Raw genomic sequence first — 14,549 nt, 5'->3', positions numbered from 1 at the left:
CCGTCAGGAACATCCACAGTTGCGCAGAGTGGTCGCGACGGCGTCCAGAGCGGGCCGACTGACCTCCGGGGGCCGATCGCTCGACATCAGTGTGAAGGTCAGGACCCGGCCGTCACGATCAAGCACGTAACCAGCCAACGTACTGGCGACCGACAATGTTCCGGTCTTGGCACGCACCCAGCCGGCACCGCCCTGATTCTGCGTGACATATCGGCTGCTCAGCGAGCCGGTACCGCCCGCGACCGGCAAATAGTCCAGCATCGGCACCAACCGGCTCGTGAGCGTGGTGGCGGCCGGTTCCGGCTGCGCCCGGCGGCCCGCGCCCGCACCCAGCGGCGGCGCGAGCGGCGCGGGCGCGCTGGTGGTGGGCTCGGCGTCCGGTTCGGGACCGGCCGCGGTATTGATGATCTGGTTCAGCAGCCGGGCGGGGATCCGGTCGTCCACCGAGAGCCCGCTGCAGTCGAACATCGTCACACCGGTCATATCGAAACCGTGCTCGGCCAGCACCGCCGCCACCGCGGCCGCCGCCCCCTCGAACGACATCGGCCGCCCGGTGGCCTGGGCGACCTCCCGGCCGATGGTCTCGGCCAGTACATTGTCCGAGTACACCATCATGTCGCGCAGCCGGTCGCGCAGCGGCGCCGAAGCGACCTCGCCCAGGCGTTTGGTACCCAGCGGTGCCGTGCCGATCCGCACTTCGGCCGGGTCGAGACCGAGCTCGGTGGCCAGCCGCCGGCCCACATCCAGCGCCGGACTCCCCGACCGCGGCGAATACTCGCCAGCGGGATCGAGTCGGCCACCGTCGAGCATCACCGATTCCAGTGGTGCGATCGAGCCGCCGGGGATATCGACCGGATCCCAGCCGCGGGCCATGGTCTCGCCCGTATAGACGGAGGTATCCACCACGATCGTGCCGGCCCGGATATCCGCGTTGCGCACCTGAGCGGCCAGATCCAACAGACTGCCCGCACCCGGGTAGTACCCCTGCCCGCCCGGCTGCGCGGTGAGCGTCGGATCACCGGCGGCCACCAGGACGATCTCATCGGGCGACGAACCCGCCACGACCTTGGTGTGCACTCGCTGATCTGCGGGCAGAGTGAGCAATGCCGCCGCGGTGGTCATGATCTTGGCCGTCGACGAGGGCACGCGCGGCTCGTCGGCGCGCTCACTCCACAACACGGTGCCACTGGCCGCATCGATGACCGATCCGGCGAAACCACCCAGATCGGGACTGGCGACCACCGGGCCGAGCGCCGCCGCGACACCCGCCGCGCTCGGCGCGGGCGCGGTATCCAGGGCCGGCGCCACCTCCGGCGAAACGATGGCCGGTGCGGGTGGCGCGACGATGGTGAGCCCACCGTGCCGGAACTCCGGCGTCCACGGTTTCAGGATCACCGCGGCCACCGCCGCCGCCCCCGCCAGCACCACCAGCACGATGATCGACCAAGTCCGTACGCCGCGGCGCCGGCGCGTGGCCGAACCATACATACCGCTGCCGCCCTGCACCACCACGTTGCCCGTCTTCTCCCATGTCCGGCGACTATCACACCCGAGCCCCCACTGAACCCATGTGCCCGCCGACAACAATATCGGTGTTCGGTTACCGTTCTCGGCGAACAACCGGGTGCGTCGGCGACGCCGGCCACCACGGCGCATCGTGAGAGCAGCGAAAGGAGTTGGCGTGGAGTTCGACGTCACCATCGAGATCCCCAAGGGTTCACGCAACAAATACGAGGTCGATCACGAAACCGGGCGTGTGCGCCTCGACCGGTTCCTGTTCACCTCCATGGCCTACCCGGCCGATTACGGCTACATCGAGAACACCCTCGGAGAGGACGGCGACCCGCTGGACGCGCTCGTCCTACTGCCCGATTCGGTGTTCCCGGGCGTCATCGTCGAGGCGCGCCCCGTCGCCATGTACAAGATGACCGACGAAGCCGGCGGCGACGACAAGATCCTCTGTGTCCCGGCCGGTGACCCGCGCTGGGACCACATCCAGGACCTCGGCGACGTCCCCGAGTTCGAATTGGCCGCCATCAAGCATTTCTTCGAGCGGTACAAGGACCTCGAGCCCGGCAAGTTCGTCAAGGGTTCCGAGTGGGTGGGCCGGGCGGAAGCGGAGGCCGAGATCCAGGCGTCCTTCAAGCGTTTGGAAGAACAAGGCCACTGAGGCTCAGCGGGCGGAACTCCTGCGAGCCGGCTTGGATCATGAGGTCGGTGATGCCCTGTCGGGCACAGGGGTTCTGCTCACGGGGTGAGCGGCACGCCCCATCAGGGGTGGGGTGGCACGCTCGCTCGCGAAAGGCGGGTGGCACATCCGTAGCGAGGACGGGGCTGTCCGTAAAGGCTGGAGGCAGGCTCACTCGCGAAGGTGGGGAAGTGAGCTTGCTCGCGAAGGTGCTGTGTTTTGACGCGCTGGCGCGCGCGGGGTTGAGGCCCCCTCGGTCTCGCCGTTTCGGCCTCGAGACTCGAGCTTTCGGCTCATGCGCTTTCGAGGCCGAAACGGCGAGACGGGCCTCAACCCTTTGAGGTGTCTCGCAACACTCGACACATGCGGTTACGTCGGCATTCGATGTCGGGCTCGCATGCCGACTCGACTCGAGACTCGAGCCGTCTCGGCTGGGGTGGGGTGGGGCTTGCCCGCGTAGGTTCTTTGTCCTGGCCGAGTTCATTGGACGGCGTCCGGGCGGCGATGAGAGGCTCACTCGCATGGATGAGTCCGGACACGGCGAGCTGATGATCACCCCGATCGACCACCGCCTGGTGCGCGGCGCACTCGAGCTCGAGCCGGCCGCGCACGGCGTCGTACCGCACCGGTTCCCCGCCTCCGCGCGCCGCCGGTTCGAGGACTCCTTCTTGACGATGGTAGAGGCCCAACCCACCGGCGCGCGCATAGTGTTCCGCAGCGAGGCCACCGTCGTCGAACTGGAGGCCCTGCCTACCCGCGTCGTCTTCACCAATGGGCTCGCGCTGCCGCACGGGGTATTCGAGATCCTGGTGGACGGCCGACTGTCCGGGGCGGCGAGCATTCCCACCGGCATCACGCATCGGATCGACGCCACCAGCGGAGCCATCGATACCGACCACGGTCCGGCGGGCACGGTGCGTTTCGCGAACCTGCCCGCGGGGCCGAAGACCGTCGAGATCTGGTTGCCGCACACCGAGTCCCTCGAATTGATCGCGCTGCGCACCGACGCGCCGATCGAACCCGCACCGGCACGGGACCGCACCTGGGTGCACTACGGCAGCTCGATCAGCCACGGCTCCAATGCCGACCGCCCCACCGGGACCTGGGTCGCCACCGCCGCCCGCGCCGCCGACGTGGACGTACTCAACCTCGGTCTCCGCGGTAACGCCCTGCTCGACCAGTTCGCCGCCCGCACCATCCGCGACGTCCCGGCCGATGTGATCAGCCTGGCGATCGGCATCAACCTGGTCAACGCCGACGCCATGCGGTCGCGCGCGTTCACCTCCGCGGTGCATGGTTTCCTCGACACCGTCCGCGACGGTCACCCCACCACGCCGCTGCTGGTCGTCTCGGCGGTTCTGTGCCCCATCCACGAGCACACCCCCGGCCCCTGCTCTCCGGAAGTCGTCGACAGCAGAGTGCTGTTCCGCGCCGACGGCGACCCGGACGATCCCACCCGGCTGACGCTGGTCCGGATGCGTACCGAACTCGCGCGCATCGTGGAACAGCGGGCCGTCGAGGATCCGAACCTGCATTACCTCGACGGACTGGACCTGTACGGCGCGGCGGATTTCGCCGAGCGGCCACTCCCCGATCGGCTACACCCCGATGCCGCCACCCATCTCCGCATCGGCGAACGCTTCGCCGAACGGGTATTCACCGCTCCGGGGCCCTTCGCCCGCTCTTGACCCGGTATATGCCGGATACGGCGGACCTCGGTTCGAGGCCCGCCGAGTCGCGGCGTTCAGCGCCCCTTGTACTCCGGGGTCCGCTTCTCGAAGACCGCCTGGATGGCTTCGGTCAGGTCCTCGGACGGCAGGAAGGCGGCGTTCCAGGCCGAGACGTAGCGCAGGCCCTCGGCGACCGCGGCGGAGTTCCGTTGTCCCAGCACATCCTTCACGCCCTGCACCACCAGCGGCGGGTTGGCGGCGATTTCGCGGGCGGTGGCGTGGGCTGCTTCCAGTACCGCCTCCTGATCGGCGAAGACATCGTTGACCAGGCCGATCTTCTCCGCCCGGGTCGCGTCGATGTCCTTGGCCGTGAAGGCCAGTTCACGCAGGTGGCCCTCCGAGATGATCCCGGGCAACCGCTGGAGCGAACCCACGTCGGCGACGATGGCGACCTTCGCCTCCCGCAGACTGAATTTGGCTTCCGCGCTGGCGTAGCGGATATCGGCGGCGGCGATCAGGTCCAGGCCGCCGCCGATGCACCAGCCGGAAACCGCGGCGATCACCGGTTTGCGGCATTCGGCGACGGCGGTGATCGAGGCCTGCAGGCGCCGGATATCGGCGAGGAAATCGGTCCGCGGGGCGGCGAGCGCGCGGTCGGCCATCAGCGGGCCGAAGGTGCCACTCATCGCGGGCAGATCCAGGCCGTAGGAGAAGTGTTTCCCGGAGCCGGTGAGCACGACGGCGCGGATCTCGGGGTCGGCGTCGAGGCCGTGAAAGATCTCCGGCAGTTCCCGCCAGAAATCCGGGCCCATCGCATTGCCCTTACCCGGTCCGGTGAGGGTCACCCGGGCGACGTGATCGTCGGTCTCGACGGTGAAAGCCTGCCAATCTGTCATCTGCCCAGCCTAAGGGGGCGCAGCGGGCGGCGGGCGCCGCCCACCGGACCGGCTCCGGTGCACGAGATCGTCCCGGCCGGCGAACGGCCTCGTCCGGTGAGTGGCGGAAAGCCACGCGGGACGCTGCGTCTCGCTCTACCCTGTGCCCATGCGCAGGTCGCTTCCACAGATAACCTGCCGGGTCTCGGATACTCTGATCGCCCGTGGCCACCACGGGCTGATCGTCACCGCGCCGGAATCGGCGACCGGTCCCGCGGAGACCGCCGAGGCGATGGAGGTGGACCTCGGAGCGCTCGTGCATTCGGAGGTCTTCCTACTGGGTGACGAGCCGATCCTGCTGCTGGTCTCGGCCGCGCACCGGGTGGATCCGGAACGTACCGGCGTGCGCCTCGAGGGCGCGCTCATTCCCGCGCCACCCCACCTGGTGATGCGCTACACCGGCCAGCTGCCGGGCAGTGTGGCGCCCGTCGGTCATCCGGCGAATCTGCCCACCTGGGTGGATTCGCGACTATCCGGTCATCGCGAACTGTGGGCCGCCGGTGGCAGCCCGGGGACCGTCTTCCGTACCTCGTACACCGAACTGTTGCGGATCACCGCGGGACTGTCCCTCGACCTGGATTGACCTCGCTCACCACCTTCCCGGACAGTGGACCAGCTCGCCGCGCCGTGCCGTTCCGGGCGTAGCGTCGGCGAGGTGACCGAAGCACCACGGCCCGATACCGGAATCCGGATCCCCGACGACCTCAGCGGTATCACCGCCGAGCAGTACCGCGCCTCGATGCGCCACTATCCGTCCGGCGTCACCATCGTGACGCTCGGCTCGGCCACCGGTCCGGTCGGTTTCACGGCGACCTCGTTCGCCTCGCTGTCCCTCGACCCGCCACTCGTCTCGTTCAACATCAGCCACACGTCGTCCAGCCTGGAGGCGCTGACCGCCGCCGAGTCCGTGGTGATCCATTTCCTCGGCGAACACCAGCGCCACCTGGCCCAGCGTTTCGCCCGGACCGCCGCGCACCGGTTCACCGATCCCGGCCTGTGGAGTGCGCTGGACACCGGCGAACCGGTTCTGCACGGCACCCCGCTGTGGTTGCGCACCACCGTGGAGCAGCTCATCCCGATCGGCGATCACACCTTCGTGGTCGGCCGGGTGGTCCGGGTGCACGACGACACCGGCGACGAAGCGGCCGCGGCTCCCCTGCTCTATTACAACGGCCGGTACTACCGGCCGACCCTGCTCGCCGACGACGTGGAATAGCGGCCCCGCCCGCTGACATCGGGTGTTACCCGTGGCCGAGTAATCTGTTCACCCGGTCGACCGCTGTTTGCCGTGCGGTAACCCTCGTATGAGAGAACCAGTCCGTCGGCTGGGCGATGGAAGGTGGGCCGGACTGATGCGGACGCAGGTGGACGCGGAGAGCGCGCTACGGCGGGCCGAGGCGGCGCCGCCGGCGCGCACCCTGGTCGATATCGTCACCGAGACGGCCGCCGCGTATCCCGATGCCCCCGCCATCGCCACGGCGGACCGCACCCTCACCTACGCGGAAGTGCGCACCGAGATCGAGAACTCGGTCCGGGACCTGGCCGCCGCCGGGGTGCGCCGGGGCGACCGGGTGGGTGTGCGGATGCCCTCGGGCACCTGGGAGCTCTACCTCACCATCCTGGCGGTGTTGCACGCCGGTGCCGCCTACGTCCCGGTGGACGCCGACGATCCCGAGGAGCGGGCCGACCTGGTCTTCACCGAGGCCCGGGTGACGGCCGTGGTGACGGCCGACGGCATCCGGCCGGTACCCGGGCGCCCGGACCCGGCGGAAGGCGGCGAGGCCGTCGAGCCGGCACCCACGGTCGACGACGATGCCTGGATCATCTTCACCTCGGGTTCCACGGGCACTCCCAAGGGTGTCGCGGTGACCCATCGCAACGCGGCCGCTTTCGTCGATGCCGAGGCCCGCATGTTCCTCCAGAACGCGCCGCTCGGACCCGGCGACCGCGTCCTGGCCGGACTCTCGGTCGCTTTCGACGCCTCCTGTGAGGAGATGTGGCTGGCCTGGCGACACGGCGCCTGTCTGGTGCCCGCACCGCGCGCGCTGGTCCGCACCGGCGCCGATCTCGGCCCGTGGCTGGTCCGGCAGGGCATCACCGTGGTGTCCACCGTCCCGACCCTGGCCGCGACCTGGCCCGCCGAGGCCCTGGAATCGGTCCGGTTGTTCATCTTCGGCGGCGAGGCGGTGCCCCCGGAACTGGCCGAACGTCTCGCCGACCCCGACCGTGAGGTGTGGAACACCTACGGCCCCACCGAGGCCACCGTGGTCGCCTGCGCCGCACTGCTGGACGGCACCGGGCCGGTGCGTATCGGTCTCCCGCTGGACGGGTGGGATCTGGTCGTGGTCGACGTCGACGGTGTACCGGTCGGCGAGGGCGAGACCGGTGAATTGGTGATCGGCGGCGTCGGACTGGCCCGCTATCTCGATCCGGCGAAGGACGCCGAGAAGTACGCGCCCCTGCCCACGCTGGGCTGGGACCGCGCCTACCGCAGCGGCGACCTGGTCCGTAACGAGGAGGCGGGGCTGATCTTCCTCGGCCGGGCCGATGATCAGGTGAAGATCGGCGGCCGCCGCATCGAACTCGGCGAGATCGACAACGCGCTCCAGCATCTCCCCGGAGTCGGTGGGGCGGCCGCCGCGGTGCGGGCCACAGCGACCGGTGCGCCGGTCCTGATCGGCTATCTCACCGGTGTCGCCGCGGACTACGACCTGGCCGCGGCCCGCGCCCGGCTCGCCGGGCAGCTGCCGGCCCCGCTGATCCCCCGGCTGGTGGTCGTGCCGGAGTTGCCGACCCGCACCTCGGGCAAGGTCGACCGGAACGCGCTGCCCTGGCCCCTCGCCGACGTCGGCAGCGGAATCGATCACGGACTCACCGGTACCGCCGCCTGGGTCGCGCAGCTGTGGACCGATGTCCTGGGCGCCGAGATCACCGGCGCCGATGCCGATTTCTTCGCGCTCGGCGGCGGCTCGCTGTCGGCGGCGCAACTTGTCACCGAGCTGCGGGTGCGATACCCGCTGGTCACGGTGGCCGATGTATACGACCACCCTCGCCTCGGCGCGCTCACCGAACTACTCGACCAGAGCGCCCCGGCCGCCGCCGCGCAGATGCGCCCGGTCCGCCCCACCCCACCGTCGGCCCAGTGGATCCAGGTACTGGCCACCGTGGCCCTGGCGACGCTCACCGGCCTGCAATGGATCACCTGGCTGGCCGTCGCCTCGGGGGTGGCCGCGTGGTTCGAACTGCTGCCCTGGCTTCCGCGCCTGTCGTGGTGGTGGACCGCGCTGCTGTTCGGAATCTTCATCACTCCGCTAGGCCGGATGGCGATCTGTGTGGGGGGCGCCCGGACCCTGCTCGCGGGTGTGCGGCCGGGCAGTTACCCGCGCGGCGGTTCGGTACATCTGCGACTGTGGGCGGCGGTCCGGTTGGCGGAGGCCAGCGGCGCGGAGAACCTCTCTGGAGCACCGTGGATGGTGCCGTTCGCGCGCGCCCTCGGCGCGAAGGTGGGTAAGGGCGTCGATCTGCACACGCTGCCCCCGGTGACCGGCATGCTCGAACTGCGTGACGGGTGCAGTGTCGAACCCGAGGTAGATCTGTCCGGCTACTGGATCGACGGCGATACCGTGCACATCGGTTCGATCGTGGTCGGCCGGGGCGCGGTGGTGGGTGCCCGCTCGGTGCTGCTGCCCGGAACCCGGATCGGCCGCGACGCCGAGATCGCCGCGGGGTCGGCGGTGTCCGGGAAGGTGAAGGCCGGTCAGGAATGGGCGGGGTCACCGGCGGTGAAGGTCGGGAAGGCCCGGCACCGCTGGCCCGCGGAGACGCCGGAGCGAGCGGTCCACTGGGTACCGGCCTTCGGGATCGGATCGCTGGCCCTGGGGGCGCTGCCGCTGTTCGGGCTCGCGGCGGGCCTGGCCGTGATCGCCTGGGGTATCCGGGACACCACGGATTTCGCGGACGCCCTGCTGCCCGCCTTCCTCTGGCTACCCGTCGCCACCATGTCCAGTCTGGTGGTCTACGCCGTCACGACCGTCGTGGCCGTCCGGCTGCTCAGTATCGGACTCACCGAGGGCTACCACCCGGTACGCAGCCGGGTCGGCTGGCAGGTCTGGGCCACCGAACGCCTGCTGGACTCCGCCCGCACCTTCCTGTTCCCCCTCTACGCCTCGCTGCTCACCCCGATCTGGCTGCGCCTGCTCGGCGCGAAGGTCGGCAAACGGGTCGAGGCGTCCACGGTGCTGCTGCTGCCCAAGTTCACCACCGTCGCCGACGGTGCCTTCCTGGCCGACGACACCATGGTCGCCGGTTACGAGCTCGGCGGCGGCTGGTTGCGAATCGGCGAGGCGAAGGTGGGCAAACGCGCGTTCCTCGGAAACTCCGGTATGGCCGCGCCCGGCCGGCGGGTGCCGAAGAACGGGCTGGTCGCGGTGCTGTCGGCGGCGCCGACCAAGGCGAAGGCCGGCTCGTCCTGGCTGGGCAGCCCGCCGGTCCGGTTGCGCCGGGCCGCGGGTACCGCAGATACCGACCGCACCTTCGATCCGCCACTGCGGCTGCGCGTCTTCCGGGCCGCGTTCGAGACCTGCCGCCTCGCCGCGGTCGTGGTGACCTTCGCCATCGGCCTCGGTGTCCTGCTGGCGCTGGCCCGGCTGGCCGACCGTTTCGGCTATCCGGCGGCGGCGCTGCTGTCCGGGGTGGTGCTGATGGTCGCGGGCGCGGTGGCCTGCGCGAGCGCGGTCACCGCGAAATGGGTGCTGGTCGGGCGGATCCGCACCGGTGAGCATCCGCTGTGGAGTTCGTTCGTCTGGCGTAACGAGGTATCGGACGCGTTCGTGGAAACCGTCGCGGCGCCCTGGTTCGCGCGCGCGGCGACCGGTACGCCCGTACTGAACCTCTGGTTGCGCGCGCTCGGCGCGACGATCGGTCGCGGGGTATGGTGCGAGTCCTATTGGCTTCCGGAGGCAGATCTGGTGACACTCGGTGACGGCGCGACCGTGGAACGCGGCTGCGTCGTGCAGACCCACCTGTTCCACGACCGCATCATGGCCATGGACACCGTGACCCTGAAGCCCGGCGCCACCCTCGGGCCGCACTGCGTCGCCCTGCCCGCCGCCACCCTCGGCGCTGCCGCCACAGTGGGCCCGGCCTCCCTGGTGATGCGCGGCGATACCGTACCGGCCTCCACCAGATGGTGGGGCAACCCGATCGCACCCTGGGCCGGCCCGGCGGCCGACCCCGAATCCGACGAGGACACGGACAGCTGATGGGGAGCAGGTTCTACGACGCGCCCATCGACGACTATCTACCGCAGAACGGGAACAGGGGCTATCGGGTATCACGGTACGAGCTGGACCTGAACTACAAGGTGGCCAGTAACCGGCTCGCCGGGCGGGCGGTGATCACCGCCGTCGCCACCGCCGAACGCCCACGCTTCTCGCTCGACCTGTCCCAGGCGCTGGCGGTGTCGAAGGTTCTGATCAACGGCGGCAAAGCCGGTAAGTACACCCATCAACGCGGCAAACTCACCGTCACCCCGCGCGAGCGGATACCCGCCGGCGGAATCCTGCAACTGGTCGTGCAGTACGCCGGCGCGCCGAAACCGGTCCGTGGGCCCTGGGGTGAGGTCGGCTGGGAAGAACTCACCGAGGGGGCACTGGTGGCCAGCCAGCCCAACGGCGCCGCGTCCTGGTTCCCCTGCGACGACCATCCCAGTTCCAAGGCGAGCTACCGGATCGCCGTCACCACCGATACCCCGTACTTCACCCTCGCCAACGGTGAACTGATCGGTAAGCAGACCAAAGCCGGCCAGACCACCTGGGTCTATGAACAGACCGAGCCGATGGCGACCTACCTGGCCACCGTCCAGATCGGGCGCTACCGCAGGCACCAGCTCACCGACCGGCGCACGCCCGTCCCGATCCACGCGGTGATACCCACGCCGCTACGCGCGGCCTTCGATCACGATTTCGCCCGGCAACCCGAGATGATGTCGGTCTTCAGCGAACTGTTCGGCCCGTATCCGTTCCGGAGCTACTCGGTCGTGGTCACCGAGGACGAACTCGAGATCCCGATCGAGGCGCAGGGCATCTCCATATTCGGCGCCAACCACTGCGACGGCCGCCGTGGCGCCGAACGCCTGGTGGCGCACGAACTCGCCCACCAATGGTTCGGCAACAGCCTCACCATCCAGCACTGGTGCGATATCTGGTTGCATGAGGGTTTCGCCTGCTACGCGGAGTGGATCTGGTCGGAGGCCGCGCATGGGCCCAGCGCCGATCAGCTCGCCCGTGCGGCCTGGCACACCCTGCGCCGGGAACCGCAGAACATCCTGGTCGGTGATCCGGGACCCGAGTTGATGTTCGACGACCGGGTCTACAAACGCGGTGCCCTCACGCTCCACGCACTGCGGCTGGAGCTGGGTGATACCGCGTTCTTCCGGCTCATCCGCGATTGGACCGCACGGCACCGGCACGCCTCGGTCTCCACCGAGGAGTTCACCGACCTGGTCGGCCACTACAGCGTGACGCCCATGCAGCCCCTGTGGCAGGAATGGCTCTATGCCGAACCGCTACCGCAACTGCCGCCGATCGGTGGGAGCGCGGGTCAGAAAACCAGGTAGCGTCCGGCGAGCTGTTCGATGAGCGGATCGTCCTCGGCGACGCTGTTCAGCGCATCGAGGTCGGCGACCACCGAGATGAGGCGTGGATCCTCCGGTTCGGCACCCTCCGGGCCGTCCTCGGTCAGTTGCCGCAGCAATTTGTCGCGTACCCGGTCCTTGAGTGAATCGCGCATCTGTACCTCGTCTGTCAGACCGGCGTCAGCCAGGTGCCCCAGGGGGTATTGCGCACCACCGTGTAGACGGCGATCGAGCCGAGCATCGCCCACATCGTGAAGCTGCCGATCCCGGGCACGCGGGGTCCTTCACCTCGCCATGCGCGGATCGCCCAATCGCCCACCCACAACACGTAGAGCGTCAACACCGGCAGCGCCAGCAGGTTGCTGTGCAGGGAGTCGACGATATTTCCCTCGGTCAGGTTGTGCACTGCGCGCATACCCCCGCAACCCGGGCAGTACACACCGAACAGGGCATAGACCGGGCACAGCCCGTACGAGCCCTCGATATGCGGGTCGCGGACGTGCAGCAACAGCACCGCCGCCGCCCCCGCGGCCGCCGCCGCCCCGGGCAGCAACAATCCGCGCCACCCGGACGACCCGGCGCCACCACCATCCGACGCGGCCGCTTCCGGAACCCCTGGGCCCACCAGCTCGCGCGGGTCTGCTGCGTCCGAGTCGTTCACGACATCCACGGTAGTCGCGGCCCGCGGGTTGACGCCACAACCTCCGGAGGTGCTTGCTCCGGTTGCATCGAAACAAGCCATGGATGCATCGGATGAGGCATAGAACGCCGGCGGACTGGGCAACCTGGAGCTAACAGAGCCCTGCACCGGCCCGATATTCGGGAAAACAACGACATCCCGGATGAAGCGAACCGGAACGGCGCTTGCTCTTGTAAGCACCCAGCTTGCAGGGTTACCGTGTCAGCAGGCACAAAGGAGTGTTCTGATGCTGGTGAAATCGATAACGGCGCTGTCGCAGGCGCATCAAGGCGCTCTGACCGCCCCGTACCGGGCTACCTTGCGCGCGCGCCGATTCCGGACGGCCCACTACAACGCGCCGGCCGCCCATCCCGAGGTCGTTCCCGTCACCACCGTGGACGGCGCCCGCCTGCGCGTGCACTCCTACGGCCCCGCCGATGCCGAGCCGATCGTGCTCATCCACGGCTGGAGCTGCTGCATCGAATACTGGCACCCCCAGATCAACGCCTTCGCGGACCGCTACCGCGTGATCGCCTACGACCAGCGCGGCCACGGCGACAGCACCCTCGGGCGCACACCGCTGGGCGACCGCACCCTCGCCGACGATCTCGCCGCCGTCCTCGACGCGACCCTGCGCCCGGGTCAGCAGGCCCTGCTGGTCGGGCACAGCATGGGCGGTATCACCCTGCAGGCCTGGGCCGCTCGCCATCCCGAACAGGTGAACCGGCGGGCCCGCGCGGTCGTGCTGGCCAACACCACCTCGGGCAATATCCGCTACGACACCGATCTGCTGCCGCTGTTGAACAAGCCGCTCAGCCTGGGAAGCCAGCCACTGAGCCTGCTCGGGTCGCCCCTCCGCCTACCGATGATCGTCGCGGAGTCCATCCTCACCACACCCCTGCCCCTGCCCGGCGGCTGGGCGGCCCGCGAGATACTGAAAGAACGCATCATGGCCCGCGGCGCCACCAACGAGCAGGCCGAGTTCGCCCTGAACATCGTGCGCTCGTGCCGTCCGCTGGCGCGCGGCCGGCATGCCGCGATCCTGGCGGATCTGCAGCTCGGGGCGGCCGCGGCGAATCTGACCGTGCCCACCACGATCATCGCCGGCCGCTACGACCGGCTGCTGCCGGAACGGATGTCGCGCCTCATCGCCGACACCATGGTCGAGGCCGGCCACCGGCCCGACTACCAGGTCTGGCCCACCGGCCACCTGGGCAATATCGAGCGGATCGACCATTTCAACAATGAGCTGACCGCCGTTCTGGACCGCACCAGCCCCCGGTCCGCGGCCGCGGGCTGAGCGGGAAGTCCCCGAGTCCGGTCAGTGTCGCCCGGCTCGGCGGACCCTCCGCACCGGTCGGCCCCGCCGTCCGGGCTCCGGAATATCGCTTGCGGCGCGTCGTTGCACGCAATGACAACCGCAACCGATAGGACTGGACTATGCGCGCAGCGACCTACGACCGCTACACCACCGACAACAGCGATATCCAGGTACGTGACCTGCCGAAACCCAAAGTCTTCCCGGGTTCGGTACTGATCGAGGTGCGCGCGGCCGGGGTCAACCCGGTCGATTGGAAACTGATGTCGGGTGCGCTGGACGGTCTGATCGATGCGACCTTTCCGGTGATCCCGGGCTGGGATGTCGCCGGGATCGTGGTCGGCAAGGGCACCGATACCCCGGAATTCGAGGTCGGGGACGAAGTTCTGGCCTACGCGCGCAAGGACGTCCTCAAGGACGGCACCTTTGCCGAACTGGTCGCCGTCCCCGCGGCGCGGGTGGCCCGCAAACCGGCGGATCTGCCCTGGGAGCAGGCCGGCGCGCTGCCCCTGGCCGGCGGTACCGCCCTGCGCGCGCTCGATCTTCTCCAGGTGACCGCCGAGGACACCGTGCTCATCCACGCCGCGGCCGGCGGGGTGGGCAGCCTGGGTGTCCAGATCGCCCGGGCGCGCGGTGCCCGGGTCCTGGGTACCGCTTCCGAACGCAACCACGATTTCCTGCGTGAACTCGGCGCCGAACCGGTGGCCTACGGGGAGGGCGTGATCGAACGTATCCGCGAACTCGCCCCGGACGGTGTGCAGGCGGTGGCCGATTTCGTCGGTGCCCAGCTCGACACCACCCTGGCCGTTCTGGCGAAAAACGGGCGCCATGCCTCGATCGCTGACGGCTCCGTGACCGAACACGGCGGCCACGCGGTCTGGGTGCGCCCGGACGGCCTCCAGACCCAGCGTCTGGCCGACCTCGCCACCAAGGGCGACCTCGTGGTCCCGGTCGCCGCGACCTTCTCTCTGGAGGAAGTCGCTGATGCCTTCACCGCGGGCCAGACGGGCCATACCCGCGGCAAAAACGTCATCGTGCTCTGACGCCGTCGGCACGAGCCCGTACGGCAAGCCGGTGGGATAGGACAGCGGCCACCACCGCGAGAGCGGTCGATATGCCTCCGAC

The 14,549-nt window shown here is 69.4% G+C and carries 12 protein-coding genes; 8 read left to right on the top strand and 4 right to left on the bottom strand.

Annotation, left to right across the window (positions count from 1 at the left end):
- Nucleotides 1–3: 3 nt before the first annotated feature.
- On the bottom strand, nt 4–1,488 hold the full coding sequence (locus NGR01S_RS06630; RefSeq protein WP_063035337.1) for a D-alanyl-D-alanine carboxypeptidase/D-alanyl-D-alanine-endopeptidase: 1,485 nt from the start codon (nt 1,486–1,488) through the stop codon (nt 4–6).
- 193 nt (nt 1,489–1,681) lie between these two features.
- On the opposite strand from NGR01S_RS06630, the gene NGR01S_RS06625 reads away from it, so the two are divergent.
- The gene (locus NGR01S_RS06625; protein WP_030524167.1) at nt 1,682–2,170 is read left to right on the top strand and encodes an inorganic diphosphatase; all 489 of its coding nucleotides are present in this window, start codon (nt 1,682–1,684) and stop codon (nt 2,168–2,170) included.
- Nucleotides 2,171–2,709: 539 nt separating this feature from the next.
- Nucleotides 2,710–3,876, top strand: coding sequence for an SGNH/GDSL hydrolase family protein (locus tag NGR01S_RS06620; protein WP_063035288.1), 1,167 nt, complete (start codon nt 2,710–2,712; stop codon nt 3,874–3,876).
- 56 nt (nt 3,877–3,932) lie between these two features.
- On the opposite strand, the gene NGR01S_RS06615 is transcribed toward NGR01S_RS06620, so the two are convergent.
- Nucleotides 3,933–4,754: a crotonase/enoyl-CoA hydratase family protein gene (locus NGR01S_RS06615; protein WP_063035287.1), complete on the bottom strand. Its 822-nt coding sequence runs from the start codon at nt 4,752–4,754 to the stop codon at nt 3,933–3,935.
- Nucleotides 4,755–4,902: 148 nt separating this feature from the next.
- Between NGR01S_RS06615 and NGR01S_RS06610 the strand changes: the two genes are divergently transcribed.
- The 4 genes from NGR01S_RS06610 to NGR01S_RS06595 all read left to right on the top strand — a co-directional run bounded on the left by NGR01S_RS06610 (nt 4,903) and on the right by NGR01S_RS06595 (nt 11,409).
- Nucleotides 4,903–5,376: a YbaK/EbsC family protein gene (locus NGR01S_RS06610; protein WP_063035286.1), complete on the top strand. Its 474-nt coding sequence runs from the start codon at nt 4,903–4,905 to the stop codon at nt 5,374–5,376.
- A 72-nt stretch (nt 5,377–5,448) separates the two neighbouring features.
- Entirely contained in the window at nt 5,449–6,009 is a 561-nt protein-coding gene (locus tag NGR01S_RS06605) for a flavin reductase family protein (protein WP_063035336.1), read from the top strand.
- 136 nt (nt 6,010–6,145) lie between these two features.
- Nucleotides 6,146–10,054: a Pls/PosA family non-ribosomal peptide synthetase gene (locus NGR01S_RS06600; RefSeq protein ID WP_063035285.1), complete on the top strand. Its 3,909-nt coding sequence runs from the start codon at nt 6,146–6,148 to the stop codon at nt 10,052–10,054.
- Entirely contained in the window at nt 10,054–11,409 is a 1,356-nt protein-coding gene (locus tag NGR01S_RS06595; protein ID WP_063035284.1) for a M1 family metallopeptidase, read from the top strand. Before NGR01S_RS06600 ends, NGR01S_RS06595 begins: the two co-directional genes overlap by 1 nt.
- On the opposite strand, the gene NGR01S_RS06590 is transcribed toward NGR01S_RS06595, so the two are convergent.
- Together NGR01S_RS06590 and NGR01S_RS06585 are read right to left on the bottom strand one after the other, a co-directional pair.
- Entirely contained in the window at nt 11,394–11,582 is a 189-nt protein-coding gene (locus NGR01S_RS06590; RefSeq protein ID WP_063035283.1) for a hypothetical protein, read from the bottom strand. The genes NGR01S_RS06595 and NGR01S_RS06590 overlap by 16 nt on opposite strands.
- A 14-nt stretch (nt 11,583–11,596) precedes the next feature.
- Complete coding sequence (locus tag NGR01S_RS06585; RefSeq protein WP_245664462.1) at nt 11,597–12,088, bottom strand: DUF2752 domain-containing protein; 492 nt, start codon at nt 12,086–12,088, stop codon at nt 11,597–11,599.
- A 265-nt stretch (nt 12,089–12,353) separates the two neighbouring features.
- Here NGR01S_RS06585 and NGR01S_RS06580 point away from each other — a divergent pair, with 265 nt between their 5' ends.
- Together NGR01S_RS06580 and NGR01S_RS06575 are read left to right on the top strand one after the other, a co-directional pair.
- Nucleotides 12,354–13,406 carry an alpha/beta fold hydrolase gene (locus NGR01S_RS06580; protein WP_063035282.1) on the top strand — a complete coding sequence of 351 codons (1,053 nt, stop codon included), beginning with the start codon at nt 12,354–12,356 and terminating at the stop codon, nt 13,404–13,406.
- 140 nt (nt 13,407–13,546) lie between these two features.
- A complete protein-coding gene (locus NGR01S_RS06575) occupies nt 13,547–14,467 on the top strand; it encodes an NADP-dependent oxidoreductase (RefSeq protein WP_063035281.1) in 921 nt (306 codons plus the stop codon).
- Nucleotides 14,468–14,549: the final 82 nt, after the last annotated feature.

It is taken from the genome of Nocardia grenadensis NBRC 108939 (assembly GCF_001613445.1).
GTDB lineage: Bacteria > Actinomycetota > Actinomycetes > Mycobacteriales > Mycobacteriaceae > Nocardia > Nocardia grenadensis.
Note: the sequence above shows the minus strand (reverse complement) of the source record. Positions and strands in the feature narration are given on the sequence as shown.